A 25523-nucleotide genomic window follows, 5' to 3' on the forward strand; every position below is an offset into this window, starting at 1 on the left:
GGGTGAGCGGGATGAACACCTTGCGGCTGTAGGTCACCACACCCGGCCGGCCGGCCGAGGCGAGGCCCGCGTCGCGCACCCGGCCGGCAGCGGTGAGCAGCCGGTCCAAGGGCTCGCCCTCGCCCAGCCCGCGGGCGTGCAGCAGGGTCTCGGCCTCGACCGCGTCGAGGCTCACCCCCCGCTCGGCGCGCACCAGCGCACGGCGGACGGCGGACTCGGACGGTGCAGGCAGTGCGCTCATAGCGGTGCCGACGCTAGTCGAAGGACCCCTCGCCTCCCACCACTCGCACGCTCGCGGGGGAGACCCTGCGAGCGTGCGACGGGGATCGGCCGACACCGGCTCCCGATTCCGCGCCCGCGCCGCGCGCTGTCAGAGGTCGTGGCGCGGCTGCTCCGTGCGGTCCTCGACGGCGCCGTGGCGCACCAGGCTCGTGATGGCCAGCGCCAGGCCGCCCCAGATCACCATCATCGCGACGATCATCATCACGATCGCTTCCGTGCTCATCGGGATCCTCCCTCCTCGGACACGGTGCCCGGGCGGGTGCCCGAGGTCGAGGCGGGCGCCGGGTCCAGCGGCGGCGCCGGATCGGAGCCGGGTGGCGGCCCGTCCAGGTGCGTCCCGGCCCGCCACGGCATCCGGGCGAGCAGGAAACCGATCAGCGGCAGGGCCACCACCATGCCCCAGCCGAGGACCAGCAGGAGCCAGCTCGGGTAGTCCCCGTAGGGCGCCTCGAGGTCGGTCTGGATCGCGAAGAAGAGCACGATCGCCAGGCCCACCGGGGCCACGATGCCCACCAGCACCCGCCAGCCGGTGCCGACCCGGGGGCGGCCGTGGACGTTCAGGTGGTCCCCGAGACCGGTCAGGGCCTGGACCGCCCACGCGACGACCAGCATGCTGATCAGCGCCACGACGAGGATGCCGTACTGGTTGACGAAGTGGTCGACGACGTCGAGCACGAAGATGCCGCTCGTCGTGCTGAAGAGCACCAGGCTGAGCACCGCGGCGGGAACCCCGACCGCAAGGGTGGCGGTGAGCCGGCTGGTGTCGAACTTGTCGCGGACGGCGGAGATCACGACCTCGATCACGCTGATCAGCGAGGTGATCCCGGCGATGACCAGCGATCCGAAGAACAGGACGCCGATCAGCGCGCCGGCCGGGGCCTCGCTGATGATCGTCGGGAACGCGATGAAGGCCAGCCCGATGCCGCCGGTGGCGACGTCGCCGACGGCGACCCCGCCGGCCTGGGCCATGAACCCCAGGGCGGCGAACACCCCGATGCCGGCGAGCAGCTCGAAGCCGGAGTTCGAGAAACCGACGACGAGGCCGGAGCCGACCATGTCCTCGCGGCGGCCGACGTACGAGGCGTAGGTGATCATGATGCCGAAGCCGATCGACAGCGAGAAGAAGATCTGGCCGAACGCCGCGGCCCACACCGACGCCGACGTGAGCGCCGACCAGTCGGGCGTGAACAGTGCGTCGAGACCGCCCCCGGCACCCGGCAGCAGCAGGGCCTGCACCACGAGGGCGCCGAAGGCGAGCACCAGCACCGGGATGAAGACCAGCGAGGTCACGCCGATGCCGCGCTGGACGCCGAGGGCCATGATGGCGAGCACGGCCAGCCAGACGATCGCCAGCGGCACGAGCACCCCGGGGACCACGTCGGCGGTGACCCCGGGGTCGCCGACCTGGAGGAACTCGCCGAAGAAGAAGGCCTCGGGGTCGTCCCCCCACGCCTGGTCGAGCGAGAACAGGGTGTAGCGCAGCGCCCAGGCGATGACCGCGGCGTAGTAGACGGCGATGACGAAGCAGATGGCCACCTGCCACCAGCCGAGCCCCTCGGTGCCGCGGCGCAGCCGGGCGAAGGAGAGCGGCGCCGAGCCGCGGTGGCGGTGGCCGATCGCGTAGTCGAGCAGCAGGAACGGGATGCCCGCCGTCAGCAGCGCGACGAGGTAGGGCAGCAGGAAGGCGCCGCCGCCGTTCTCGTAGGCGACGTAGGGGAACCGCCAGATGTTGCCGAGCCCGACGGCCGAACCGATCGCCGCCAGGATGAAGACGCGCCGGGAGCTGAACCCGCCGCGGCGGCGCTCCACGTCCGCCTGTCCCGCGGCTCCCTCCGCCGTCGTGCTCATGCGACCTCCCCAGTCGTGATCCGTGAGGAGAGGATGTCAGGACGCGGCGCGGTTGACGACCGTGCGCATGTCGTGGTCGTGACCTGGGCACGACCACGATCCGCGCACACCGGTCGGTGGTGGTGCCGCCGGCTCAGATGTCGCGGCGCTGGAACGACAGCGCGGTCAGCCCCCAGACGACGGCGATCCAGACCGCGGCCCACCCGAGGTAGGCGGCGGTGAGCGGGGCGTCGGCGAGGAACGGGAAGCCGGCCTCGCCCTGGCCCATCTGGGCGAGCGCGAACGGGTCCTGGAAGGCGTTCATCGCACCGCGCCACAGGCCGTCGGTCGGCAGGATCACCCGGGACACCGTGCCCACCCGCTCGACGCCCTCGTTGCCCAGCGCCCCGCCGATCCCGCCGACGACGCCCGCCACCCAGGTCGCCCCGAAGAGCCCGACCGCGATGATCCCCGACGCCATCGGCGAGACGACGCTGGACAGCAGCAGGGCGAGGGTCAGCAGCACGACGGTCTCGGCCGCGAGCAGGAGCAGCCCGGTGGCCGGTGCCGGCGGCCAGTAACCGACCGCCCAGCGCACGACCAGCAGCTGCGCCAGCCCCGCCAGCGCCACGTAGCCGCAGCCGAAGGTGAGCAGGCCCAGCCACTTGCCGAGCAGCACCGAGGAGCGGCGGACCGGCCGGGCGAGGATCGCCAGGGCCTGGCCGGACTCGACCTCACCGGACAGCGTCGGCCCGGCCAGGAACGCGGTGCCGATCGCGGCGATGAGGCTGAACCCGAACATGATCAGGTTGAGCAGCACCGAGGCGACCAGCCGGGCCTCGCCGCTGGTCATCGTGCCGAGGTCGGTGTCCAGGCCGATCAGCTTGGAGAAGCCCCAGCCGCTGAGGACGAGCAGGACGACGGTCAGCACCAGCAGTGCCCACACGACGCGGCGTCGGAAGGCCTCCCGCAGGGTCAGGCCGGCGATGGTCAGCGCGATCACGGGGCGGGCTCCTCGTGGCGCAGGACGGCGAGCAGGCGCTCCTCGAGGCTGATCCGCACCGGCTCGACGGCGTGCACGCGCACGCCGAGCGCGACGAGGTCGCGCACCAGGTCGGGCACGGTGACGCCGTCGTCGTCGGAGGAGAGCTGGACGGTGAACCAGTCCCCGCTGCGGGTCAGGGCGCCGGCCGCGCGCATGCGGTCCTCGGCCTGGCCGTCGGCGCCGGCCAGCCGCAGCCGGACCTCCCGCTGCCCGAGCAGCTCGGCGAGGGTGCCGGACGCCGCCACCCGGCCCCCGTCCAGGATCACCACCCGGTCGCAGACCCGCTCCACCTCGCCGATCAGGTGCGAGTTGAGGAGCACGGCGACACCGCGGGACTTCAGCGACAGCACGATGTCGCGGACGTCGACCCGGCCCAGCGGGTCCAGCGCGCTGGTCGGCTCGTCCAGGACGACGAGCTCGGGCCGGGCGACCAGCGCGACGGCCAGGCCGAGGCGCTGCTGCATGCCCTTGGAGAACCCGCCGACCCGGTCACCCGCGCGCTCGGTGAGGCCGACGAGGGCCAGGCACTCGCGCCGCTCCGCGGCGTCGACGTCGGCGCCGGCGAGCGTGACGTGCAGGTCCAGCACCTCGGCGGCGGAGAGCCACGGCTGGTAGCGGAACAGCTCGGGCAGGTATCCGACGGCAATGCGGGACCGCGGGTCGGTCGCCGGCCGGCCGAGCAGCAGCACCTCACCGGCGTCGGGCCGCACGAGCCCGAGCAGCATCTTGATGACGCTGGTCTTCCCGGCGCCGTTGGGGCCGAGCAGGCCGACCACCTCGCCCCGGCCCACGGTGAAGGAGACGTCGTCCACGGCGGTCCGGCGTCCGTACCGCTTGCGCAGTCCGGAGCACCAGACCGCCGGCGACGGCGGCAGGTCCGCGAGCCCGTCGGCGCCGGAGGTCACGCCGCGGACGGTAGCGGCCTCAGCGGAGGGCACGGGCGACCGACAGCAGTTCGTCGTCGCTGAGCGTGCCGGCCACCCCGGTCATCACGCCGTCCTCCACCCAGACCACGCCGGCGAACAACCCGTTTCGGGAGGTGAGCACGGTGGCCTCGGTGCCGTCGACGTCGGCGGTCGAGGTGGTCACGAGCTCTGCCGGCACCGGCAGGGGCAGCGTCCCGGCGTCGGCGGACAAGCTGCGGAGTTGCTGGGCCACCCCGTCGGGCAGGCCGGGCAGGGACAGCAGGTAGTCGCGGACCGTCTCGAACGGCACGCCCGAGGACGCCACCGTCGGTGCGCCCACCCGGGCGACGACGAGCGTCGGCACCCCGGTCGGCTGCGCCCACATCGCCGCGACGCCCGGGCCCGCCTGGATCCGCAGGCTGCTGCCGTCCAGCCCGGCGGGCGAGGGAGGCAGCACCTCTCCCGCGGCGGCCGCGGCCTGCGCGGCCTTGGCGGCGGAGAAGGTGAACGTGGCCTCGAGGACGCCGGCCGCCTGGTAGGTCGGCTCGCCGGTGACCCCCTCGGGCAGCTCGCCGACCTCGGGAACTGCCAGGCCGGTCCGCTCCTGCGCGGCGGCGGCGTCGGCCACCTGCTCCGGCTCGGGCTCCCGGATGATCTCCAGATCGCCGTAGGCGGACAGGTCCGGGATCTGGACCAGCTCAGCGCTGGTCACCTGGACCGGATCGACGCGCTCGGCCGAGAAGATCGGCAGCCAGTCGTTGGCCGCGGCCACACCGGCACCGGTCAGCAGGACCGTGGCGCCGAGCGCGGCGACCGCGGGGCGCCGGACGGCGTTGCGCCAGCGGTTGCGTGCAGCGGGCGCCGGGCGGCGGAAGGCGGAGATGGCCGCCGGTGCGGCGGAGGCCGCCGACAACCGCGCCCAGGCCGCGTCCGTGTCGACGGCCGTGGCACCGGACGTGGTGAGCGCGGCGCCGACGAGCGCGGCGTCGGCGCGTGCCTCGTCCAGGGCGCGCAGGCAGGAGGGGCAGGCGGCGACGTGGGCACGGTCGGCGTCGGAGACCCCGGCGGGCTCGTCGACCAGCCGGCGCAGGACACCCTCAGTCGGATGACGCATGACGGTTCAGCTCCTCGCGAAGGGCGGATTCGGCGCGGCGGACGGTCGTGCCGACGCTGCCGGGGGACAGATCGAGTGCGGTGGCGACCTCGGCGTAGCTCAGGCCGCTGTGCCGGAGCACGAGGGCGGTCGCCTGCTTGGCGGGCAGCCGGGCCAGGGCGGCCCGCACGCGGCTGCGGTCCTCGAGGGTGAGCACCGTGTCGGCGACGTCGGGCGTGACGACGTCGGCGGTCGAGGCGACGGTCTCCTCGCGGGAGGCGCGGCGGCGTCCCGACCGGAGCAGGTTCAGCGCGGTGTGCGCCGCGGCGACCGACAGCCAGCCACCGGCCTCACCGGCGGGCACCGAGGAACGGCCAAAGGACAGGAAGACCTCCTGGGCCACGTCCTCGGCCTGGTCGCGCGAGCCGAGCACCCGGGCGGCGACCCCGACGACCCGCCCGTACTCCCGGCGGAAGACCTCCTCGAGGTCGGACCGCACCGCACCGCGGGTCGCTGATGCCGACACGCCGCCCGTCCCTCCGACCCGGCCCACCGGCGCGGGCACTGTCAGGACGGCGGCAGCTGCCGGTCGTCCGTGCCGTACGAGGTCCATGTACCGATAGCACCGCCGCGTCGGCGGATGTGACATCCGGCTCGGCAGATTCTCCGGCTCAGCCCCGTCCGGCCTGCGCACCGGTCTCGTCGACGAACCGGCCGCGCAGCCGGAGCAGGGGCGGCGCGGCCGGGTTGAGCACCGGCACGTCCTCGACCCGCAGCAGGGCCAGCACGTGGTCACCGGCCTCGACCAGCCGCTCCAGCCGGCAGTCCAGGGCGACCGGGGCCTCGGCGAGGACGATGGCGCCGCTGCCCTCGGCGCGGGTCCACGGCACCGTCTCCAGCAGGTGCCGCGCGCTGGGCCGCCCGGCCGAGGAGAACCGGGACGCCACGATCGCGTGCGGGGCGGCCAGGACCGTGAGTGCGCAGGTGCCGACGGCCTCCAGCACCTCGGCCGGGTAGCCGTCGGCGTGCAGTCCGACGGCGACCAGCGGCGGTGCGGCCGACACGCTCATCACCGAGCTGACCGTCGTCCCGACGTCGTCGATGTCGTCCTTGACCGTGAGCAGGCAGACCCCGGCGGCGTACTGGCCCAGGGCTGCCGCGTATTCGCGGGCGTCGACCGGCATGGCGGCCAGTCGACCACACCGACAGGATGGGGCGGTGAGCGATGCAGCGGAGCGGACCTATGACGTCGTCGTCCTCGGGGCCGGGTCGACCGGGGAGAACGTGGCCGACATCGTCGTCCGCGGTGGCCTGTCGGCCGTGGTGGTGGAACCGGAGCTCGTCGGCGGCGAGTGCTCGTACTGGGCGTGCATGCCCAGCAAGGCGCTGCTGCGCGGCACCGAGGTGCTGGCCGAGGCGCGGGCGGTGCCCGGGGCGGCCGCGGCGGTGACCGGCGAGCAGGACGTCGCCGCGACGCTGGCCCGTCGCGACTCCTTCACCTCGAACTGGGACGACGCCTCGCAGGTGGAATGGCTGGACTCCGCCGGCATCGACCTGCTGCGCGGCACCGGCCGGCTCGACGGCGAGCGGACCGTCGTCGTCACCGACGACGAGGGCGGCACGGTCCGGCTGACCGCGCGGCACGCCGTCGCCGTCTGCACCGGGTCGATGGCGGCGGTCCCGCCCATCGACGGGCTGGCCGACGTCGACCCGTGGGGTCCGCGGGAGGCGACCAGCGCCAAGGAGGCCCCGGCGCGACTGCTGGTGCTCGGCGGTGGCTACGTGGGCTGCGAGATGGCGACGGCGTGGCAGGCGCTGGGATCGCAGGTGACGGTGCTGCAGCGGGGCGAGCGGCTGCTGCCCGCGCTGGAGCCGCAGGCCGGGAAGGCCGTGGGGTCGGCGCTGCGCGACGCCGGCGTCGACGTGCGGCTGGGCGCCGAGGTCAGCGCCGCCCGGCGGGACGGGACCGAGGTCGTGCTGACCACCGCCGACGGCGCGGAGTTCCGCGGCGACGAGGTGCTCGTCGCGATCGGCCGGAAGGCGCGCACGTCCGAGATCGGCGCGGAGACGGTGGGCCTGGAGCCGGGGGAGTACCTCTCCGTCGACAGCACGCTGCGGGTGGCGGGCATGTCCTGGCTGTACGGCGTCGGGGACGTCAACGGCCGCCGGCAGCTCACGCACATGGGCAAGTACCAGGCCCGCCAGGCCGGCGCCGCCATCGTGGCGCGGGCCCGGGGCGAGGAGGTGGACACCGCCGCGTGGTCACCGTTCGTGGACACCGCCGACGCCGTCGCCACCCCGTCGGTGGTGTTCACGTCCCCGCAGGTGGCCAGCGTGGGGCGCACGGCGGCGCAGGCCGAGGAGGCGGGGCTGCCGCACCGCGTCGTCGAGTACCCGATCGGCAGCATCGCCGGGGCGGCGCTGTTCGCCGACGGCTACACCGGCACCGCGATCGCCGTCGTCGACACCGAGCGGGAGGTGCTGCTCGGGGTGACGTTCGTGGGACCGGCCGTCGCGGAGCTGCTGCACGCGGCGACGATCGCCGTCGTGGGCGAGGTGCCCATCGGCCGGCTCTGGCACGCCGTGCCGGCCTACCCGACGATCAGCGAGATCTGGCTGCGTCTCCTGGAGACCTACCGCGGCTGAGCCGGTGACCCTTCCCCGCGGTGACGTGCTGGAACGGACGGGGTCCTTCTTCAGTCGTCGTCGGCGAGGTCGTCGAAGAGGGTGCGGGAGGCGAGCGGGCCGGTGTCCTGCAGGTCGTGCGCCTCGGGGGTCGGGGGGATCCGCGGCCGCGGAACGGCCGGCGGGGCCGCCGGCTCGGGCAGCAGCTCGCCCGCGACGTCCTCGACCGGAGCCTGGGTGACCTCGCCGATCAGCACCTCGGCCGGGTTCGGCAGCGGGGCCGGCCGGCCGAAGGCGAAGCCCTGGGCCATCGCGCAGCCGTGCCGCAGCAGCCAGTCGGCCTGGTCGAGGTCCTCGATGCCCTCGGCGATCACCTGCAGGCCCATGCCGCGGCCCAGCTGCAGCAGGCCGTGCACCAGCGCGGCGGTCGAGGGCTCGGTGACGACGTCGGCGACGAAGGACCGGTCGATCTTCACGGTGTGGATGGGCAGCCGGTGCAGCGCCGTGATCGCGGAGTAGCCGGTGCCGAAGTCGTCCAGCGCCAGGGTGACGCCGGCCTCGGTCACGACGCCGACCGCGTGCAGCGTGGCCTCGGCGGCGAACAGCGCCGTCGACTCGGTGATCTCCAGCTCCAGCCGCTGCGGCTGCAGACCCGACTCCTCGAGCGCCGCGGCGACGAGCTCGGCGAACCCCTCCTCGGCCAGGTGCCGGGCGGAGATGTTGACGTGCACCCGCAGGTCCTCGGTCCAGGTGGCCGCGTCGAGGCAGGCCCGGCGCAGCACCCAGGCGCCGAGCTTGGAGGTGAGCCGGTTGTTCTCGGCGGCGTCGAGGAAGGCGCCGGGGGGCAGCAGCCCGCGGGTGGGGTGCTGCCAGCGGATGAGCGCCTCGTAGCCGAGCAGCGTCTCGTCGGCCAGGTGCACGATCGGCTGGTAGAACAGCCGCAGCTCGTCGTGGTCGAGGGCGTGCCGCAGGTCGGTCTCCAGCTGGAGCGCGTCGACCTCGCTGTGGGTCAGGGCCCCCTCGTACACCTCGATGCGGGCGCGACTGCCGTCGGCCTTCGCCTTGGTCAGCGCGCTCTGCGCCTGGCGCAGCAGGTCGTCGGGGGTCATGTCGGCGCCGAGGGTGAGGCCGACGCTGGCCGAGAGGGTGATCTCCCGGTCGCTGACGACGAACGGCTCGTCCAGCACGCTGAGCAGCCGGTCGGCCAGGGCGCGCAGGCCGTCGAGGTCCTCCACGTCCTCGGCCACCACGAGGAACTCGTCGGCGCCCAGGCGCACCGCGGTGTCCTCGACCCGGGTGCTCCAGCGGAGCCGGTCGGCGAACTGGCTGAGCAGCAGGTCGCCCGCCTCGTGGCCGAGGGCGTCGTTGACCGCCTGGAAGCGGTCGATGTTCAGGTGCACCAGGCCGACGTGCAGGCCGCGGCGGCGGGACAGCGCGACCGCGTGCCGGAGCCGGTCGGTGAGCGCGCGCCGGTTGGGCAGGCCGGTCAGCGGGTCGGTGTAGGCACGGCGGACGGCGTCCTCCTCCGCGCGGCGGCGGTCGGTGACGTCGACCAGCGACAGGACGACGAACTGCGGCGTCCCGTTGTTCTGGCGCACCACCTCGTGCGACTGCACGACCCACAGCTCGCTGCCGTCGGAGCGGCGCAGCCGGCGCTCGCCGTCGTAGAGCAGGTTCGGGTCCAGGGCGGGCTCGCCGGGGGCGGGCTCCAGGCCGAGGTCGCCGACCGGCGGGTCGTCGGGGTGGGCCAGCAGGTCGACGTGCCGGCCGGAGAGGCTTTCGGGGGTGCGGCCGGTGAGGGCGCACATGCGCGGGTTGGCGACCAGCACGTGCCCGTCGAGGTCGACGAGGGCCTTGGCGATCGGCGCGGAGAGGAACAGCGCCTGGAAGAGCTGGCCCCGGTCGGCGAGCAGCGTGTCGATCGCCCGCAAGCGCTGCCCGGCTGCGCCGCCGGGCGTGCCCGGGGAACGGGGCCTGTCGGATGCGGGAAGGCTCACCGGGACAGCGTTCCGCATCGCAGGCGAGAAGTGACGGAACCGGTGCACGGAGAGTCGTGATCGACCCGTCACAGTGCGTTGCAACAGGACTCACTCGTCCCACGGGTCGCGTGCGCTCCGGGTGATCTGCCAGACGGCCCGGGAATCGGCGCCGTCCCAAGTGCGCTGGTCCGGCAGACATCGACGAGAGGAAGAGTCGTGGAGAAGCGGATCGGGTTCCTGTCCTTCGGGCACTGGCAGCCCATCCCGGGCTCGCAGGTGCGCAGCGGCCGGGACGCCCTGGTGCAGAGCATCGAGCTGGCCGAGGCCGCCGAGGAGCTCGGGGTCGACGGCGCGTACGTGCGGGTGCACCACTTCGCCCGGCAGCTCGCCTCGCCGTTCCCGCTGCTCGCCGCGATGGCCGCCCGCACCAGCCGGATCGAGCTGGGCACCGGCGTCATCGACATGCGCTACGAGAACCCGCTGTACATGGCCGAGGAGGCCGCGGCCGCGGACCTGATCAGCGGCGGGCGGCTCCAGCTCGGTGTGAGCCGGGGATCGCCGGAGACGGCGCTGCGCGGCTCCGAGGCGTTCGGCTACGTGCCGGGACCCGACAGCAGCGACGCCGACCTGGCCCGGCAGAAGACCGGGCTGTTCCTGGCCGCGATCGCAGGTGCGCCGGTGGTCGACGCCGACCCGCGGATGGCCGGCGGTGCAGCGGGCAAGCTGGCGGTCCAGCCGCAGTCGCCGGGCCTGGTCGACCGCATCTGGTGGGGCTCGGGCACCCGGGCGACGGGGGAGTGGACCGCGCAGCAGGGCATGAACCTGATGAGCTCCACGCTGCTGGTCGAGGACACCGGCGTCCCCTTCGACGAGCTGCAGGCCGAGCAGATCGCCCGCTTCCGCGCTGTCTGGGCCGAGGCGGGCTGGCAGCGCGAGCCGCGGGTCTCGGTGAGCCGCAGCGTCGTCCCGATCGTGAGCGACCTGGACCGGCAGTACTTCGGCCACGAGCGCTCCAGCTCCGACCAGGTGGGGCTGCTGGAGGGGGTGCGCTCGCGGTTCGGCAAGAGCTACGCCGCCGAGCCCGACGTGCTGGCCGAGCAGCTGGCCAAGGACGCCGCGGTGCGGGAGGCCGACACCCTGCTGATCACGGTGCCCAACATGCTCGGCGTCGAGTACAACGCCCGGCTGCTGGAGAACGTCGTCCGGTACGTGGCGCCGGCGATCGGCTGGGTGCACCCCGACCAGCGCGGCTGACCCCGGCGCTCACCCGGACGGTGGAAAGCCGGTAGCCGTACGGCCCCGGTCTCCGCAGGGTGGGCGCATGGACGACGACGACCGCTGGGCCGAGGCACGGCGGATCCTCGACGGGTTGCCGTCCGAGGCGCTCGAATCGCGGGTCCGCCACCGGCGTCGGCTGGCCGTCCTACTGGGGACCGGACTGGTCCTGCTCGCTGCCGGGGCGGCGTTCGCGGTACTCGCCTGGCTCGGCGACGAGCCCGTCACCGCCGACGACGACCCGCGCTGGCGAACGATCGCCGGGCTCGTTCTCACCGCCGGGGCATCCGTTCTCGTGATCGTGGGTGCGGTCAACCAGTGGCGCGCGAACCGTCGGCTGGGCGGGCTGCGGACCCCTCTGGTGGGGCTCGACCGCCGTCAGCAGAAGCTGCTCCTGGACGAACTGCGTGGCGTCCTGCCGCTCGACCAGGCGCACGTCGGCCTCGTCCGGCACCTGGCCGAACGTCAGGCCGGTCAGCGGGCGCTGCTGTTGCTCCAGCTGGGCCTGCTGCTCTCGTTCGTCGCGCAGTTCATCGTGTCGCCGTCCGGGTGGCGTCTCGCCATGGTGCTGGTCTTCGGCGCCGGCTTCGCCGTCATCGCCCCGATGGTGCTCCGCAACGAGCACCAGGCGCGCCGATTTCTCGCGGAGCACCCCGATCCGCGGATGGCCCCATGAGTGGACCGTTCGACGGCGACCGGGACGCGTGGGCCCGGGCGCAGGCCGAGCTCGACCGACTCCCACCGGAGCCCCCGGAGCAGAAGGTTCGGCGTCGCACGGCACAGCGGCGGCAGTGGGTTCTCGCGTCGGCGTGGCTCGCGACTGCCGCCGCCGTGTTGCTGCTCATGGTCGTCGCCGAGGGTGGCGTCACCGGGTCGGGCGAGGTTCCGCGCTGGCAGCGAGCCACCGGCCTCGGGGTGCTGGTGGCGGGTTTCGCCGTGCCGCTCCTCACGGTGGGGATCGGCAGGGCGGGGCACGACGACGCGCAGCACCGGCCGGTGGAGTGGCTGACCGGCGCCCCACGGCGGCAGCTGCTGCGCGCGGCGCGCTCTGGGTCACCGATCGAGGACCGGCAGCTGCCTCTGGCGCGCCTCGTCGTCCGCACCCAACTGGCCGTTCAGGGCATCCGCTCGGGACAGGTGGCCGCGCTCCCGCTCGCCCAGACCGGCTTCGCCGTCCTCCACCCGGGCCCGGTCATGCTCGGTTCGGTAGGGGTGCTGCTGGGCGCCGCGGTCGCCGTGCTGGCCCATCTGCGGCGGGACGCCCGCCGCCTCCAGCGCTTCCTCGACGAGCACTCCGACGCCTGACCCCGCGCTGACCCCGGCATGGGAAGCGATACGTGCGTTCTGCGCTCGAAAACGCATGTATCGCTTCCCATGCCCAGGAGTCAGCGCAGGTCGAAACCCAGGTCGAGCACCGGCGCGCTGTGCGTCAGCGCACCGACGGCCAGGTAGTCGACGCCGGTGGCTGCGACCTCGGCGGCCCGCTCCAGCGAGAGCCCCCCGCTGGCCTCCAGCCGCACCCCGGTCCCGCGGACCAGGTCCACGGCGGTGCGCGTGTCGGCGAGCGAGAAGTTGTCCAGCAGCACCAGCTCGACACCGACCGCCACCGCCTCGCGGACCTGGTCGAGGGTGTCGCACTCCACCTCGAGCGGGATCGTGGCCGAGTGCGCCCGTACCGCCTCGACCGCGGCGGTGATGCCCCCGGCCGCCGCCACGTGGTTGTCCTTGACCAGCGCCGCGTCGCCGAGCGCCATCCGGTGGTTGACGCCGCCGCCGCACCGGACCGCGTACTTCTCCAGGGCCCGCAGCCCCGGGAGGGTCTTGCGGGTGTCGCGGACGGCGGCCCTGGTCCCCGCGACGGCGTCGACCCAGCGGCGGGTTCCCGTGGCCACACCCGAGAGGTGCCCGATCAGGTTCAGGGCCGTGCGCTCCGCCGTCAGCAGCGAGCGGGTCGGGCCCGTCACGCTCAGCACGGGCGCCTTCGGGCGTGCGGCCATGCCGTCGGCCGCGTGCAGCGCCACGTCGACGTCGGGACCGCCGACGATCTCGAACACCGCTGCCGCGACCGGGACGCCGGCCAGCACCCCGGGTGAGCGCGGCACGACGTCGCCGGTCGCGCGCGCAGCGGCCGGCACGGTCGCGAGCGTCGTGACGTCGGGGCCGAAGGCGAGGTCCTCGTCGAGCGCGCGGCGGACCACGTGCTCCACGCCGGCGGGGTCCAGCCCGGCCTCGCGCAGGGCGTCGGCCAGGTCCGCGCGCAGCGGGAACCACTCGGTGCCGGTCATGCCACTCCCTGGGTGCGGTGGGTGCCCGGCGCGGTGAGCGGCACGGTGCGGGTGTGCAGGTGGCCCGATGCGTCGATGCGGTGCGCGAGCCGCACCTGCCACTCGGGCCGGGAGCCGGGTGCGTCGGCCCGCCGGTGGCAGCCGCGGCTCTCCGGCCGGGCCAGCGCCGCCGTGGCCAGCACGGTGGCGACGGTGTGCGCGGCGGTCGCCTCGACGGCGGCCAGGTCGAGGACGCCGTCCCCGCCCAGCCGTGCGGTGCCGGCGAGGACGGCGGTGAGCTCGGCCAGGCCCGCGGCGTCGCGGACCACCCCGGCGTGCCGGCTCAGCGCGACGCCGACCGCGCGGCGGACCGCGGGATCGATGGCCCCCGCGCCGTCGGCCGGACCCGCGACCGGGCCCGCGGGGAGGCCGGCCGGTAGCTCGGCGTCGAGCAGGGCCGCGCACCGGCGGGCGGCGACGAGCCCCTCGGTGATCGAGTTGGAGGCCAGGCGGTTGGCGCCGTGCACGCCGGTGCAGGCCACCTCGCCCACGGCGTGGAGTCCGGGCACGCCGGTCCGCCCGTCGAGGTCGGCCAGCACCCCGCCGCACGTGTAGTGCGCGCCCGGTGCGACCGGCACCGGCGCCGTCGTGAGGTCGTGACCGGCCTCCCGGCAGGCGCGGACGATGCCGGGGAACCGGTGCTCCAGGAAACCGGCGCCCAGGCCGGTGGCGTCCAGGAAGACGCAGTCCTCCCCGGTGGCGGCCAGGTGGGCGGCGATCGTGGCGGAGACGACGTCGCGCGGGGCCAGGTCGGCCAGCGGGTGGGCGCCGGGCATGAGCCGCCGTCCCGTGCCGTCGACGAGCACCGCGCCCTCGCCCCGCACGGCCTCGCTGATCAGCACCTGCTGGCCGGTCGCGCCGGGCCCCTGCCAGAGCACGGTGGGGTGGAACTGCACCATCTCGACGTCGGCGACCTCGGCGCCGGCGCGCAGCGCCAGCGCCAGCCCGTCGCCGGTGGCGCCGGCCGGGCTGGTGGCAGCGGCGTACGCCTGCCCGTAGCCGCCGGTGGCCAGGACGACGGCGTGCGCGCGCAGGTCCCCGGCGCCGGTCAGCGTGCCGTCGCCGGCGACTAGGGCCACCCGCAGACCGACGACGTCGCCGCGCGCGGTGCGCAGCGCATCCAGCGCGACGGTGTGCTCCAGCACCTCCACGCCGGCGCTGCTGAGGGCCCCGGCGAGGGTGCGGGTCACCTCCGCGCCGCTGGCGTCGCCGCCGGCGTGCACGATCCGGTCGCGGCTGTGCCCGCCCTCGCGGGTCAGCGCCGGGCGGCCGGCAGCATCGACGTCCAGCCGCGCCCCGAGCCGCTGCAGCAGGGCGATGGCCGCGGGCGCCTCGTCGACCAGCGTCGTCACGGCCGCCTCGTCGCAGAGCCCGGCGCCCGCGGTGAGCGTGTCCTGGACGTGCAGGTCGGCGTCGTCGTCGGCCGCGAGGACGGCGGCCAGCCCGCCCTGGGCCCAGCGGGTGCTGCCGTCACCGAGCGCGCCCTTGGTGACGACGGTGACCCGGCGTCCGGCCTCGGCGAGCGCCAGCGCGGTCATCAGCCCGGCGGCGCCGCTGCCGACGACGACCACGTCGGTGGCCCGCTGCCAGGTCGTCGCCGGCAGCGGCAGGGCTGGGACGACGGCGGGGGCGACCGGCGCGGTGCGGCGCGGCCCCACGGTCACTCGCCGACCGGCGACGGGGTGCCGATGGCCACCATCGCCTCGACGGCGGCGCGGGCACGGGCGGCGATCTCCGGGTCGACGGTGACCTCGTCGCGGCCCTCGCGCAGCGCGCGGAGCAGCTTCTCCGGCGTCGACATCTTCATGTAGGGGCAGGCGGCGCGAGAGTTCACCGGCTCGAACGACGTCGTCGGGTTGGCCTGGCGCAGCTGGTGCAGCATGCCGATCTCGGTGGCGACCAGCACGCGCTTCGCCGTCGTCCGCCGGGCCTCGTCGAGCATCCCGCCGGTGGAGAGGATGTGCACCCGCTCGGTGGGCAGCTGGCCGTCGGACACCATCCACAGCGCGCTGGTCGCGCAGCCGCACTCGGGGTGCACGAGCAGCTCGGCGTCGGGTGCGTCCTCGATGCTCTGCCGCAGGTCGGTGGGGGAGATGCCGGCGTGCACGTGGCACTCGCCCATCCAGATCCGCATGTTGGTGCGGCCGGTGACCCGCTGGACGTGGGCGCCGAGGAACTGGTCGGGGAGGAACAGCACCTCGCGGTCGGCCGGGATGGAGTTCACGACCTCGACGGCGTTGGAGGAGGTGCAGCAGATGTCGGTCTCCGCCTTCACCCCGGCGGTGGTGTTCACGTAGGAGACGACGACGGCGCCGGGGTGCTCGGCCTTCCACGCGCGGAGCTGGTCGGCGGTGATCGTGTCGGCCAGCGAGCACCCGGCGGCCGCGTCGGGCACCAGGACGGTCTTCTCGGGGCTGAGGATCTTCGCCGTCTCGGCCATGAAGTGGACGCCGGCGAAGACGATCGTGGAGGCCTCGCTGGAGGCGGCGATCCGCGACAGTGCGAGGGAGTCGCCGACGTGGTGGGCGACGTCCTGGATCTCCGGGGCCTGGTAGTTGTGCGCCAGGACGACGGCGTCGCGCTCGGCGGCCAGCCGGCGCACCTCGTCGCGCCAGTCCTGCCACTGCTCCGGCGTCCAGGCGGTGCTGGTGGGGGCGGGGAGCGTTGCGGTCACCGAGACCTCCGGAGGAGTGGGTTTCATACTGTGAGGCGGAAACCTGTGCGACGAAACCTAGCATGGGATCCGTGACATCCGTGTGGTCCTCGCCCGAGCGACCGGCCTATCCGCACCAGGCGCTGGCGGTGGTCCTGCAGGTCAGGGGCGCGCGGCTGCACGTGATGCTGTGGCGACGCGCCGCGGAGCCGTTCGCCGGCTCGTGGGCGCTACCGGGCGGGCCGCTGCTGCCCGAGGAGACGCTGGGTGCCTCGGTGGGTCGGCAGCTGGCGTCAAAGGTGGAGGTGGCGCAGCTGGCGCACCTCGAGCAGCTGGAGACCCGCAGCGATCCGCACCGGGACCCGCGCAGCAGGACGGTCGCGACCGCCTACCTGGGGCTCATCCCCGGAGACCTCGACCCGGGCCTGCCCGAGGACACCGCCTGGCACCCGGTCGACGCGCTGCCGGACACGGCGTTCGACCACGGCTCGATCATCGAGTCGGGGCTGGAGCGGCTGCGGGCGAAGCTCTCCTACACGAACGTCGCCTTCGCCCTGGCGCCGCCGACCTTCTCCATCGCCGAGCTGCGCGAGGTGTACGTGGCCGCGCTCGGCTACGAGGTCACCGCCACCAACCTGCAGCGGGTGCTGCTGCGGAGGGGTGTGCTGGAGCCGACCGGTGAGATGGCCGCCTCCGGGCGTGGGGGCGGGCGGCCGGCGACCCTCTACCGGTTCGCCACGTCCGGCCTGGAGGTCACCGACCCGTTCGCCGTCCTGAGGCCACCGTCGGCACGCTGAGGGCCCCGCGGCGGGGTCGCTCGCCGGGCGAGGGCGGACGGGTCGGTGACTCACCTGGATCCGGCTGCCGCCGTACCGCCGCCCGGGCTTTCCGAAAGCCGGTCCTGCGCCGTGTCCGAGCTGGCAGAGCCCATGATCACGAACGGGTGAACCAGTGGCGATCCAGTTTGGTGAGGGCGCGGAGGTGGCTACCTGCGCGCGGACTGCAGACCGCAGGAACGAACGGAGATGCGCGTGCTCATCCTTGGCCTGATCCTGCTCTTGCTCGGCTTCTTCCTCAAGATCTCGATCCTCTGGACGATCGGGATCATCCTCCTCGTGGTCGGAGCCGTCCTCTACGTGCTCGGCTCCACCGGCCGTGCCGTCGGAGGCCGCAAACACTGGTTCTGACCCCTGCGGTGCAGGTCTCCTGATCGAGACGTGCACCGGTCACGTGGTGGGACGGCGAACCCCCGGCCGCATGCAGCGGCCGGGGGTTCGCCGTGCCCGGGGGTGGAACCGACCGGCACTCGTGAATGCCTCGTGACGCCGTAGGTCGTCGGGGCCGCCCCGTGCTCGGGCGACCGGCGCTCCGACGACGAACGCGCGGACGGCTGCGGCCGCCGAGCCGGGTTCCCCGCCGGTGGCCGCCTCCGCCCCGCCCTTCGGCGTCCGCGAGCCGCCGTCAGCCGAGCCTCACTTCGGGCACTCGGGCAGGCCTGGCAGGTCCGGGACCAGGTTCCCCACCACGTTGCAGGTCGTGCCCTCCACCAGCGGCACCGGTGCTGGCGCGGGGGCCGGTGCGGGTGCCGGGGGCTGCTGCGGGAGCGGGGCCTGGGCAGCGGGTGCCGGCACGGGCAGCGGTGCCGGGGCCGGTTCCGGCGCGGGCTTCGGTGCCGGTGCCGGGGGTGCGGGAGCGGCCGGCGGGGGCGCGGGATGTCCGGCCTGCGTGGCCGGTTGCTCCGCGGGCGCCGGTGCGGAGCCGCCGTCCCGGGGCGGTGCCGGGGGCGGCGGCTCGGCCGGGGGCGGGCCGCTGAAGACCGTGTCGCCGGAGGCCTGCGTGCGGTCACCCGCGCCGATGGCCGGACCGGGGGAGGCCGGGGCGCGGTAGAAGCCCCGCGGCTCCGGCAACGAGCCGCTGGTGTTGCCGACGAGCGGCAGGCTGTCGACCGGGACGCCGGCAGCGTAGGCCCGTGCCAGGGCGAGCACCTGGTCGACGTACTCGTCCGAGTGGTTGTAGGCCAGGACGGCGCGGCGCAGGCCCGCCTCGGTGCGCAGGTTGCCACCCGCGACGCAGAGGTAGTGCGCGGCACCCAGGGCGGCGTCGTCGATGTCGAACGGGTCGGTGGTGCCGTTCCCGTCGCCGTCCACGGCGTAGGAGCGCCACGTCGTCGGGATGAACTGCATGGATCCGACGGCGCGGTCGTAGGTCGTGTCGCGGTCGTAGCGGCCGTCGTCGGAGTCGCCGATGTAGGCGAACTGCCCGCCGTCGAGGGCGGGACCGCGGATCTCCGGGGTCGAGGTGCCGTCGGCGTTGAGGGTGGCGCCGCCGAAGCGACCGTGGTTGGACTCGACGCGGCCGATGCCCGCGAGCAGCCACCACTCGATGCCGCACCCCGGCTTGGCGGAGCCCAGCCGCGCCGCGGCCACCCGGTAGGCGTTCAGCGCGACGGTCGGGATCCCGTTGGCCGCGAGACCGCTGACGGCCTCGGGGGTGGCCGGCTCCGGGTCGGCCACCCGGGCGGGGACGGCGTCGAGCGTGCGGGCCCCTTCGGGCGCTCCGGACGACAGGGCCGGGATGCCCCACGCCGGCGCCTCCTCGCGAGGCGCGTCCTCGGCCTGGGCGGTCAGCACGGGGTCGGCGGGCTGCGCCATGCCGGCGATCAACCCGCCGAAGCCGACGAGTGCCGCCGCGGCCAGCAGCCACGGGCGGGTGGGCCGCCGGCCGGACCCGTTCGTGGGCGGGCCGCCGTGCCGATGGCGTCCCGATCCCTTCCGCACACCAGAGTTCGTTCCCCTGCGCACTCGTCGCCTCCGAGCCCCCTGTCCCGGCACTGTGCCCCCGTGCGCCGGCTGGGCGGGGCTACCCGTGGCCCACGCCACTCAATCGCGAATGCTGTGTCAGACCGGAACGCTTATCCGCGCGACCCGTCGCCGGCGACTCGGCGATCGGGACCGTGCGGGCAGGCGGCGGGTCACCCCTCCGGATGGCCGCCGACCCCGGACAGGTGGACCGCCGGCTCCGGCGACTACGGAGCGTGAGATGCGGCGAAGGATCGCCACCGTGGGGACGCTGGTGCGGAAGGTCGCGGGGTCGGTGGCCGTGGTGGCCGCCTGCGCCGGGCTGTCGGCCTTCGCGACCTTCGGCGGCTTCACGACGGAGAACACCGACTTCCCGCGATCGTCGGTGGTCGAGCCTCCGTGACAGTGACCGTGGCCGGGTGGAGCCAGGAGTGCGCCCGGCAGGGATCGAACCTGCGACCAAGTGCTTAGAAGGCACCTGCTCTATCCGCTGAGCTACGGGCGCTCGCGCGCCCGATCATCGCATCGCCCCCTCGCCGGACCGCATCAGGCGCACGTTGCGGCACGCGGGCGGACCGCGATGCATCATGCGACATGCCCTTCCGGCCACCAGAGGCGCTGCAGGACCCTGACGACGAGCGCGCACTGGGCCTGCTCCGCCGGTACTACGGAACGCCGCCGTGGTCGGCCGGCTGCCACACCGGTGCCTGGTTCGACACCTGGGACAGCACGGGCACGCGTGAGCGGGACGCCGACCGGTTCACCGCCGACGACCTGGTGGCCGTCAGCTTCCTGATGGTCGACGTGCCGGCGGAGGCGGCCAGGCGGTTGCTGGTCGAGGACGCCGCTGTCTTCGCGGAGCTGCTCGTGGAGCTGGGGCCCGACCGGGACCTGGTGGACGAGCCGCCGTTGGCCGACGACTGGGCCGGGTGGCGTCTCATGGACGCCCTCAAGGGGCTGCCCGACATCGGGCCCACGACCGCCAGCAAGCTCCTCGCCCGGAAACGTCCGCGGCTCCGGCCCATCTGGGACACCGTGGTCAGCGCCCTCACGGACACCGTCGGGAGCCAGTGGGAACCCGTGCGGTCCGCGCTGGCCGCGGAGGACCGGGCGCTGCACGTGCGGCTGGGACGCCTGCGCGCGGCGGCGGGGCTGCCGGAGACGGTGTCCGCGCTGCGCGTGCTGGACGTCATCTGCTGGAGGGAGGGCAAGGACCGCGGGGTCGGCGGCGGCAGCTACCGCTTCCGCGGCTGACGAGGTCGGCCGTCCACAGGGCCCGGGCCCGTCCACAAATCCCTCGGACGACGGCGCGACGAGGTCCCCGGCGGTCAGGGTCGACGCACACCGGCACCGCGCCGGTCGCGCCGTTCCCGGCGCAGCAGATCCTGAGGAGCACCGTGAACGACACCATCGTCACCGTCGTCGGCAACGTCGTCGACGCCCCGCGTCGCAACAACACGCAGAACGGCGCCGTGACCAACTTCCGCCTCGCCTCCACCGCCCGCCGCTACGACGCCGGCAGCGAGCAGTTCGTCGACTCCGGCACGTTCTGGGTCGACGTCGAGTGCTGGAACGGTCTCAGCGGCAACGTGGCCGGATCCCTCAGCAAGGGCGACCCGGTGATCGTCCAGGGCGCCCTGACCACGCACAGCTGGGAGTCCGAGAGCGGGCCGCGCAGCAAGCCGCGCATCAAGGCCTTCGCCGTCGGGCCCAACCTCGCCAAGGGGATGTCGGTCTTCAAGAGGTCCGGCCGGCCCGCCGACGCCGCCGGGACCGGGGTCGCCGCCACGGGGGAGCCGGGACCGCAGTCCGGCGCCGGGCCGGTCGACGACCACGCCACGCCGGACCAGCCCGTGGCCGGCCGGGACTACGTGGGGGACGAGTCGGCGTTGCACCCCCTGGACGCAGACGACCTCGATCCCGAGCCCGCGCACGCGTAGTTGCCCGGGGCTGGGAGGATCGACTGCGAGAACGGACGGGGTGGGGCCGCGAACCGGCGGTCCCGCCCCCGCTCGCAGAGACGACGGAAGGCTCGGCACGCCAGTGGCTCAGTACATCTACACGATGGTCCGTGCGCGCAAGGCGCACGGCGACAAGGTGATCCTCGACAACGTCACCCTGTCGTTCCTGCCCGGCGCGAAGATCGGCGTCGTCGGCCCGAACGGTGCCGGCAAGTCCACCGTCCTCCAGATCATGGCCGGCATGCAGCAGCCCTCCAACGGTGAGGCGACGCTGGCTCCCGACGCCGCCGTCGGCATCCTGCTGCAGGAGCCGCCGCTCAACGAGAACCTCGACGTCCGGGGCAACGTCGAGGAGGCGGTCAAGCCGCTGCGCGACGCGCTGACCCGCTTCGAGGAGGTCAGCGCGGCGATGGGTGAGCCCGACGCCGACTTCGACTCGCTGATGGCCGAGCAGGGCGAGCTCATGGAGCTCATCGAGAACTCCGACGGCTGGGAGCTCGACGCCCGCATCGAGCAGGCCATGGACGCGCTGCGCTGCCCGCCCGGCGACGCGGACGTCACCGTCCTCTCCGGTGGTGAGCGCCGCCGCGTCGCGCTGTGCAAGCTGCTGCTCGAGGCACCGGACCTGCTGCTGCTCGACGAGCCCACCAACCACCTCGACGCCGAGAGCGTGGCGTGGCTGGAGCAGCACCTGGAGAAGTACGCCGGCACCGTCGTCGCCGTCACCCACGACCGGTACTTCCTCGACAACGTGGCCCAGTGGATCCTCGAGCTCGACCGCGGTCGCGCCTACCCGTACGAGGGCAACTACTCGACCTACCTGGAGACCAAGGCCGCCCGGCTGCAGGTCGAGGGTGCCAAGGATGCCAAGCGGCAGAAGCGCCTCAAGGAGGAGCTGGAGTGGGTCCGCTCCGGCGCCAAGGCCCGCCAGGCCAAGAGCAAGGCCCGGCTCGCCCGCTACGAGGAGATGGCCGCGGAGGCCGAGAAGTTCCGCAAGCTGGACTTCGAGGAGATCCAGATCCCGCCGGGCCCGCGCCTGGGCAGCGTGGTCGTCGAGACCAAGAACCTGACCAAGGGCTTCGGCGACCGCGTGCTGATCGACGACCTGTCGTTCACGCTGCCGCGCAACGGCATCGTCGGCGTGGTCGGCCCCAACGGTGCCGGCAAGACCACGCTGTTCAAGATGCTGGTCGGCGAGGAGAAGCCGGACGAGGGCGAGATCAAGGTCGGCGAGACCGTCAAGCTGTCCTACGTCGAGCAGAGCCGCGGCGGCATCGACCCCAAGAAGACGCTGTGGGACGTCGTCTCCGACGGCCTGGACCACATCAAGGTCGGCAACGTGGAGATGCCCTCGCGGGCCTACGTCGCGGCCTTCGGGTTCAAGGGCCCGGACCAGCAGAAGCCGGCCGGGGTGCTGTCCGGCGGTGAGCGCAACCGCCTGAACCTGGCGCTCACGCTCAAGCAGGGTGGCAACCTGCTGCTGCTCGACGAGCCGACCAACGACCTGGACGTGGAGACCCTCACCAGCCTCGAGGGTGCGCTGCTGGACTTCCCCGGCTGCGCCGTCGTGGTGAGCCACGACCGGTGGTTCCTCGACCGGGTGGCCACCCACATCCTCGCTTACGAGGGCGACTCCAAGTGGTTCTGGTTCGAGGGCAACTTCGCCGACTACGAGAAGAACAAGGTCGAGCGGCTCGGCCAGGAGGCCACCCGTCCGCACCGCGCCACCTACCGCAAGCTCAGCCGGGACTGAAGAAGGACCCCCTCGCCCCCACCGCTCGCGAGCTCGCGGCGGGTCCCTGCGAGGGGCCGTTCCAGCACCTCTCGATGACGGCCGGCGTGGAGCACCCGCTCCGCGCCGGCCGTCGGCGTGTCCGACTGCTTCCCAGCGGGGCGGGGGCGGTCGCGCGCCGGCGTCTCGCCAGGCTGGTGCGGGGCGCCTAGCCTCGCGCCAGCCCTGCCGCGTTCCGGTGGCAGCAACGGCAGGAGTCGCGATGAGCGTGATGGCGCTGGCCCGGTCGGAGCGCGAGGACCTGCGCGACCTGCTCAGCGGGCTCACCCCCGAGCAGTGGCAGGCGCCGTCCCTGTGCGCGGGGTGGTCCGTCCAGGACGTGGTCGCGCACATGCTCAGCTACGAGGAGCTCGGCCCGCGGCAGCTCGCCGAACGCTTCGTCCGCGGGCGGCTCAGGATCGACGGGGTCAACGCCGTCGGGCTCGAGGAGTACGGGCGTCGCAGCCCCGCCGAACTGCTCCAGCTCCTGGACGCCCACCTGACGCCGGCCGGACTGACGGCCGGGATTGGCGGCGCCATCGCCCTGACCGACGGCATGATCCACCAGCAGGACATCCGGCGTCCCCTCGGTCTGCCCCGAGTCATCCCGGCCGAACGGTTGGTGCCGGCTCTGCGCACGGCCCTGTTCGCGCCGGTGCTGCTCGGCGTGCTGCGGATGCGCGACGTCCGGCTGGTGGCCACCGACATCGACTGGACGTTCGGCCGGGGGCCCGAGGTCAGGGGCGCGGCGGAGGCCCTTTTGATGTGCGTGGCCGGGCGCCGGGGAGTGGTCGCCGAGCTCTCCGGCCCGGGCCAGGAGCGCCTCGCTCACCGGCTGGGCGGCTGACCGGGCAGCAGGAGCGCCGTCAGCCGAGGAAGCCGCTGACGAGGCGGCGCTGGCCACGGGTCTCCACCGCTCGCCGCCGGTAGCGCACACGGACGAAGCCGACGGCGTCGTCGGGCGGCACCCCGTCCAGGACCGCCAGGCACGCGAGCGCGGTGCCGGTGCGTCCGGTGCCGCCGTGGCACGCCACCTCGACCCGCTCGTCCGCCGCCCGCTCCCACGCCTCCGCGAGCGCCCGACGCAGGTCGTCCGGATCCCGCGGCAGCCGGAAGTCCGGCCACCGGACCCAACAGCCGTCCCAGTCGAGGGGGCCGATCGGCCGCCCGGTCAGGTGGACGCCGAACCGGGGCAGTGGACCCGGAGGGAGCGGTGCGCGCAGCCCCCGCCCGCGCACCAGGCGACCCGACGGGAGCGCCAGCACGCCGGGTGCTGCGGCGTCCCACGGCTCGTCCACCCATCGGAGGGTAGGGCCGCGGCCGGGGGCGGTCACGCCCCCGACGGCCCCCGTAGGGCAGGGTGCTCGCTGTGAGGCACACCGTGCACGTCCCGATGCGCTGGTCGGACATGGACGCCTACCAGCACATCAACAACGTCGCCTTCCTCGGCTACTTCGAGATGGCGCGCGTCAACCTGTTCTTCGAACACCCGACGCACGACGAGAAGACCGGCATGCGCCGCGGGCTGGTCGTCCACTCGCACCAGATCACCTACAAGCGTCCTGTCGTGTACGACGAGCCGCCGCTGGAGATCCAGCTCTGGGTGTCCGGGGTCCGGGCGGCCTCCTTCACCTGCCACTACGAGCTGTTCGACCACGGGCTGCTCGCGGTCACCGGCAGCACCGTCCTCGTCCCGTTCGACTTCGCCCTGAACCGGCCGCGCCGGATCACCGCCGAGGAGAAGGACTTCCTGGCCCGCTGGACCGACGAGTCCGCCGGCATTTGACCGGGAGCGAAGGGGTTCCGGCGCCGACGTCGTAACGGCAGGCTGGACCGCCCACGGGGACCGCCAGCCCGTCGGAAGGACTCCCGGCATGACCACCACTGACCCAGCCCCGGGGCAGGCGGCAGCGCCGGCTACCGAGGCGCTCGCCGAACGGCTCTTCGCTGCCCTCCTGGCCACCATCGACGTCCAGTCGGTGTACTTCGGGGACCGGCTCGGCTACTACCGCGCACTCGCCGACGGGGGAGGGCAGACGTCCGCCGAGCTGGCCGCCCGATGCGGCACCGTCGAGCGCTATACCCGCGAGTGGCTGGAGCAGCAGGCGGTGACCGGCCTGCTCGCGGTCGACGACGCATCCGCCGGTCCGCGCAGCAGACGGTTCTCCCTTCCCGCAGCGAACGTCGAGGCGCTCACCGACGAGCTCAGCCCCGAGTACCTCGTGCCGCTGGTCCGCATCCTCGTCGGCCTGGGCAGCCACGTCGGCGAGCTCGTGGGTGCCCACCGCACCGGGGGCGGGGTCAGCTGGGCAGAGCTCGGCGAGGACGTCCGCGAGGGCCAGGCCGCGGCCAACCGCCCGCTGTACCTCGGTGCGCTGGGCCGGGACCACCTCCCGTCCATCCCGGAGGTCGACGCCCTTCTCCGCGCCGGCGGTCGGGTCGCGGACATCGGCTGTGGCGAGGGGTGGTCGTCCATCGGCATCGCCCTGGCCTATCCGCGTGCCACCGTGGACGGTTACGACGTCGACCTGCCGTCCGTCGAGGCCGCCCGCCGGCACGCCGAGGAGGCCGGTGTCTCCGACCGAGTGCGCTTCACCGCGGCGGACGCCGGGACGGTGGACGAGGCCGGCAACTACGCCGTCGTCACCGCCTTCGAGTGCATCCACGACCTCCCGCAGCCGGTCCCCGTACTCGCCGCCATGCGGCGGCTGGCCGGCGACGACGGCTACGTGCTCGTCATGGACGAGCGGGTCGCCGAGACCTTCACCGCCCCCGGGGACGATGTCGAGCGGCTCATGTACGGCTACAGCATCCTGTGCTGCCTCGCCGACGGGCTGTCCCACCAGCCTTCGGTCGGCACCGGCACGGTGATGCGGCCCGCCGTGCTGAGCGGCTACGCCCGCGAGGCCGACTTCGCCGACGTGGAGGTCCTCGACATCGCCGACGACTTCTTCCGGTTCTACCACCTCGTGGGTTGAGGACCCC

Annotated in this window: 27 protein-coding genes and 1 tRNA gene; 13 read left to right on the forward strand and 15 right to left on the reverse strand. The window is 74.1% G+C overall.

All coding sequences use genetic code 11. The features are described from left to right. The 8 genes from C5507_RS03340 to C5507_RS03375 form a co-directional block, all read right to left on the reverse strand. On the reverse strand, nt 1-241 hold a 241-nt coding region (locus C5507_RS03340), incomplete at its 3' end, for a hypothetical protein (RefSeq protein ID WP_158657495.1). A gap of 129 nt (nt 242-370) precedes the next feature. Next, the gene (locus tag C5507_RS03345) at nt 371-505 is read right to left on the reverse strand and encodes a methionine/alanine import family NSS transporter small subunit (protein WP_104527130.1); all 135 of its coding nucleotides are present in this window, start codon (nt 503-505) and stop codon (nt 371-373) included. Continuing rightward, nucleotides 502-2130, reverse strand: coding sequence for a sodium-dependent transporter (locus C5507_RS03350; protein ID WP_104527131.1), 1629 nt, complete (start codon nt 2128-2130; stop codon nt 502-504). The genes C5507_RS03345 and C5507_RS03350 overlap by 4 nt, the downstream gene beginning before the upstream one ends. Before the next feature lie 133 nt (nt 2131-2263). Continuing rightward, nucleotides 2264-3112 carry an ABC transporter permease subunit gene (locus C5507_RS03355; RefSeq protein WP_104527132.1) on the reverse strand — a complete coding sequence of 283 codons (849 nt, stop codon included), beginning with the start codon at nt 3110-3112 and terminating at the stop codon, nt 2264-2266. Further along, nucleotides 3109-4059 (reverse strand): ABC transporter ATP-binding protein, encoded by a 951-nt coding sequence (locus C5507_RS03360; RefSeq protein WP_242610922.1) that lies wholly within the window; start codon nt 4057-4059, stop codon nt 3109-3111. The genes C5507_RS03355 and C5507_RS03360 overlap by 4 nt, the downstream gene beginning before the upstream one ends. A 19-nt stretch (nt 4060-4078) precedes the next feature. Continuing rightward, entirely contained in the window at nt 4079-5173 is a 1095-nt protein-coding gene (locus C5507_RS03365; protein WP_104527134.1) for a hypothetical protein, read from the reverse strand. Continuing rightward, complete coding sequence (locus C5507_RS03370; protein ID WP_242610923.1) at nt 5157-5678, reverse strand: sigma-70 family RNA polymerase sigma factor; 522 nt, start codon at nt 5676-5678, stop codon at nt 5157-5159. The genes C5507_RS03365 and C5507_RS03370 overlap by 17 nt, the downstream gene beginning before the upstream one ends. A gap of 145 nt (nt 5679-5823) precedes the next feature. Continuing rightward, on the reverse strand, nt 5824-6336 hold the full coding sequence (locus C5507_RS03375) for a flavin reductase family protein (RefSeq protein ID WP_104527136.1): 513 nt from the start codon (nt 6334-6336) through the stop codon (nt 5824-5826). A 34-nt stretch (nt 6337-6370) separates the two neighbouring features. On the opposite strand from C5507_RS03375, the gene C5507_RS03380 reads away from it, so the two are divergent. Beyond that, on the forward strand, nt 6371-7798 hold the full coding sequence (locus tag C5507_RS03380; RefSeq protein ID WP_242610924.1) for a dihydrolipoyl dehydrogenase family protein: 1428 nt from the start codon (nt 6371-6373) through the stop codon (nt 7796-7798). A gap of 50 nt (nt 7799-7848) precedes the next feature. Here C5507_RS03380 and C5507_RS03385 read toward each other — a convergent pair whose 3' ends face one another. Continuing rightward, a complete protein-coding gene (locus tag C5507_RS03385; protein ID WP_242610925.1) occupies nt 7849-9774 on the reverse strand; it encodes a putative bifunctional diguanylate cyclase/phosphodiesterase in 1926 nt (641 codons plus the stop codon). Between the two features lie 198 nt (nt 9775-9972). Here C5507_RS03385 and C5507_RS03390 point away from each other — a divergent pair, with 198 nt between their 5' ends. The 3 genes from C5507_RS03390 to C5507_RS03400 all read left to right on the forward strand — a co-directional run bounded on the left by C5507_RS03390 (nt 9973) and on the right by C5507_RS03400 (nt 12336). Next, a complete protein-coding gene (locus C5507_RS03390; RefSeq protein WP_104527138.1) occupies nt 9973-11010 on the forward strand; it encodes an LLM class flavin-dependent oxidoreductase in 1038 nt (345 codons plus the stop codon). A 67-nt stretch (nt 11011-11077) separates the two neighbouring features. Beyond that, complete coding sequence (locus tag C5507_RS03395; protein ID WP_104527139.1) at nt 11078-11707, forward strand: hypothetical protein; 630 nt, start codon at nt 11078-11080, stop codon at nt 11705-11707. Continuing rightward, entirely contained in the window at nt 11704-12336 is a 633-nt protein-coding gene (locus tag C5507_RS03400) for a hypothetical protein (RefSeq protein ID WP_104527140.1), read from the forward strand. Before C5507_RS03395 ends, C5507_RS03400 begins: the two co-directional genes overlap by 4 nt. An 80-nt stretch (nt 12337-12416) precedes the next feature. Here the strand turns inward: C5507_RS03400 and nadC are convergent, their stop codons facing one another. From nadC to nadA, 3 genes are read right to left on the reverse strand one after another with little or no spacing between them, the layout of a single operon-like run. Then, on the reverse strand, nt 12417-13316 hold the full coding sequence (gene nadC / locus C5507_RS03405; RefSeq protein ID WP_104527141.1) for a carboxylating nicotinate-nucleotide diphosphorylase: 900 nt from the start codon (nt 13314-13316) through the stop codon (nt 12417-12419). Further along, the gene (locus C5507_RS03410) at nt 13313-15019 is read right to left on the reverse strand and encodes an L-aspartate oxidase (protein ID WP_104527142.1); all 1707 of its coding nucleotides are present in this window, start codon (nt 15017-15019) and stop codon (nt 13313-13315) included. Before C5507_RS03410 ends, nadC begins: the two co-directional genes overlap by 4 nt. Then, nucleotides 15016-16029, reverse strand: a complete 1014-nt coding sequence (gene nadA, locus C5507_RS03415) for a quinolinate synthase NadA (protein ID WP_242610926.1) — start codon at nt 16027-16029, stop codon at nt 15016-15018. The genes C5507_RS03410 and nadA overlap by 4 nt, the downstream gene beginning before the upstream one ends. Before the next feature lie 71 nt (nt 16030-16100). On the opposite strand from nadA, the gene C5507_RS03420 reads away from it, so the two are divergent. Beyond that, on the forward strand, nt 16101-16805 hold the full coding sequence (locus C5507_RS03420; protein ID WP_104527267.1) for an NUDIX hydrolase: 705 nt from the start codon (nt 16101-16103) through the stop codon (nt 16803-16805). Nucleotides 16806-17039: 234 nt separating this feature from the next. After that, complete coding sequence (locus C5507_RS22630; RefSeq protein ID WP_165400415.1) at nt 17040-17195, forward strand: DUF6131 family protein; 156 nt, start codon at nt 17040-17042, stop codon at nt 17193-17195. 285 nt (nt 17196-17480) lie between these two features. Here C5507_RS22630 and C5507_RS22635 read toward each other — a convergent pair whose 3' ends face one another. Next, on the reverse strand, nt 17481-18785 hold the full coding sequence (locus C5507_RS22635; protein ID WP_104527144.1) for a lytic transglycosylase domain-containing protein: 1305 nt from the start codon (nt 18783-18785) through the stop codon (nt 17481-17483). Nucleotides 18786-19047: 262 nt separating this feature from the next. Here C5507_RS22635 and C5507_RS22100 point away from each other — a divergent pair, with 262 nt between their 5' ends. Continuing rightward, a complete protein-coding gene (locus C5507_RS22100) occupies nt 19048-19209 on the forward strand; it encodes a hypothetical protein (RefSeq protein ID WP_158657496.1) in 162 nt (53 codons plus the stop codon). A gap of 29 nt (nt 19210-19238) precedes the next feature. Here C5507_RS22100 and C5507_RS03430 read toward each other — a convergent pair. Further along, nucleotides 19239-19311: transfer RNA gene (locus C5507_RS03430), tRNA-Arg, on the reverse strand. Nucleotides 19312-19400: 89 nt separating this feature from the next. Between C5507_RS03430 and C5507_RS03435 the strand changes: the two genes are divergently transcribed. The 4 genes from C5507_RS03435 (at nt 19401) to C5507_RS03450 (ending at nt 23385) form a co-directional block, all read left to right on the forward strand. Next, nucleotides 19401-20060 (forward strand): DUF6308 family protein, encoded by a 660-nt coding sequence (locus tag C5507_RS03435; protein ID WP_104527145.1) that lies wholly within the window; start codon nt 19401-19403, stop codon nt 20058-20060. A 143-nt stretch (nt 20061-20203) separates the two neighbouring features. Further along, nucleotides 20204-20746, forward strand: coding sequence for a single-stranded DNA-binding protein (locus C5507_RS03440; RefSeq protein WP_104527146.1), 543 nt, complete (start codon nt 20204-20206; stop codon nt 20744-20746). A gap of 103 nt (nt 20747-20849) precedes the next feature. Further along, the gene (gene ettA / locus C5507_RS03445) at nt 20850-22520 is read left to right on the forward strand and encodes an energy-dependent translational throttle protein EttA (protein WP_104527147.1); all 1671 of its coding nucleotides are present in this window, start codon (nt 20850-20852) and stop codon (nt 22518-22520) included. 241 nt (nt 22521-22761) lie between these two features. Continuing rightward, nucleotides 22762-23385: a maleylpyruvate isomerase family mycothiol-dependent enzyme gene (locus C5507_RS03450; protein ID WP_104527148.1), complete on the forward strand. Its 624-nt coding sequence runs from the start codon at nt 22762-22764 to the stop codon at nt 23383-23385. Nucleotides 23386-23404: 19 nt separating this feature from the next. On the opposite strand, the gene C5507_RS03455 is transcribed toward C5507_RS03450, so the two are convergent. After that, nucleotides 23405-23836 carry a protein-tyrosine phosphatase family protein gene (locus C5507_RS03455; RefSeq protein WP_104527149.1) on the reverse strand — a complete coding sequence of 144 codons (432 nt, stop codon included), beginning with the start codon at nt 23834-23836 and terminating at the stop codon, nt 23405-23407. A gap of 71 nt (nt 23837-23907) precedes the next feature. Here C5507_RS03455 and C5507_RS03460 point away from each other — a divergent pair, with 71 nt between their 5' ends. Next, nucleotides 23908-24324, forward strand: a complete 417-nt coding sequence (locus tag C5507_RS03460; RefSeq protein ID WP_104527150.1) for an acyl-CoA thioesterase — start codon at nt 23908-23910, stop codon at nt 24322-24324. An 88-nt stretch (nt 24325-24412) separates the two neighbouring features. Continuing rightward, nucleotides 24413-25516, forward strand: coding sequence for a class I SAM-dependent methyltransferase (locus C5507_RS03465; RefSeq protein ID WP_104527151.1), 1104 nt, complete (start codon nt 24413-24415; stop codon nt 25514-25516). Nucleotides 25517-25523: the final 7 nt, after the last annotated feature.

Source organism: Blastococcus saxobsidens (genome assembly GCF_002938435.1).
Taxonomy (GTDB): Bacteria; Actinomycetota; Actinomycetes; order Mycobacteriales; family Geodermatophilaceae; genus Blastococcus; species Blastococcus saxobsidens.

Bases quoted from the DNA above. Each gene is read 5' to 3' on its own strand.
- C5507_RS03345 (WP_104527130.1), bottom strand. From the start codon at position 505: ATGAGCACGGAAGCGATCGTGATGATGATCGTCGCGATGATGGTGATC.
- C5507_RS03350 (WP_104527131.1), bottom strand. From the start codon at position 2,130: ATGAGCACGACGGCGGAGGGAGCCGCGGGACAGGCGGACGTGGAGCGC.
- C5507_RS03365 (WP_104527134.1), bottom strand. From the start codon at position 5,173: ATGCGTCATCCGACTGAGGGTGTCCTGCGCCGGCTGGTCGACGAGCCC.
- C5507_RS03375 (WP_104527136.1), bottom strand. From the start codon at position 6,336: ATGCCGGTCGACGCCCGCGAATACGCGGCAGCCCTGGGCCAGTACGCC.
- C5507_RS03395 (WP_104527139.1), top strand. From the start codon at position 11,078: ATGGACGACGACGACCGCTGGGCCGAGGCACGGCGGATCCTCGACGGG.
- C5507_RS03400 (WP_104527140.1), top strand. From the start codon at position 11,704: ATGAGTGGACCGTTCGACGGCGACCGGGACGCGTGGGCCCGGGCGCAG.
- nadC (WP_104527141.1), bottom strand. From the start codon at position 13,316: ATGACCGGCACCGAGTGGTTCCCGCTGCGCGCGGACCTGGCCGACGCC.
- C5507_RS22100 (WP_158657496.1), top strand. From the start codon at position 19,048: ATGCGGCGAAGGATCGCCACCGTGGGGACGCTGGTGCGGAAGGTCGCG.
- C5507_RS03435 (WP_104527145.1), top strand. From the start codon at position 19,401: ATGCCCTTCCGGCCACCAGAGGCGCTGCAGGACCCTGACGACGAGCGC.
- C5507_RS03450 (WP_104527148.1), top strand. From the start codon at position 22,762: ATGAGCGTGATGGCGCTGGCCCGGTCGGAGCGCGAGGACCTGCGCGAC.
- C5507_RS03465 (WP_104527151.1), top strand. From the start codon at position 24,413: ATGACCACCACTGACCCAGCCCCGGGGCAGGCGGCAGCGCCGGCTACC.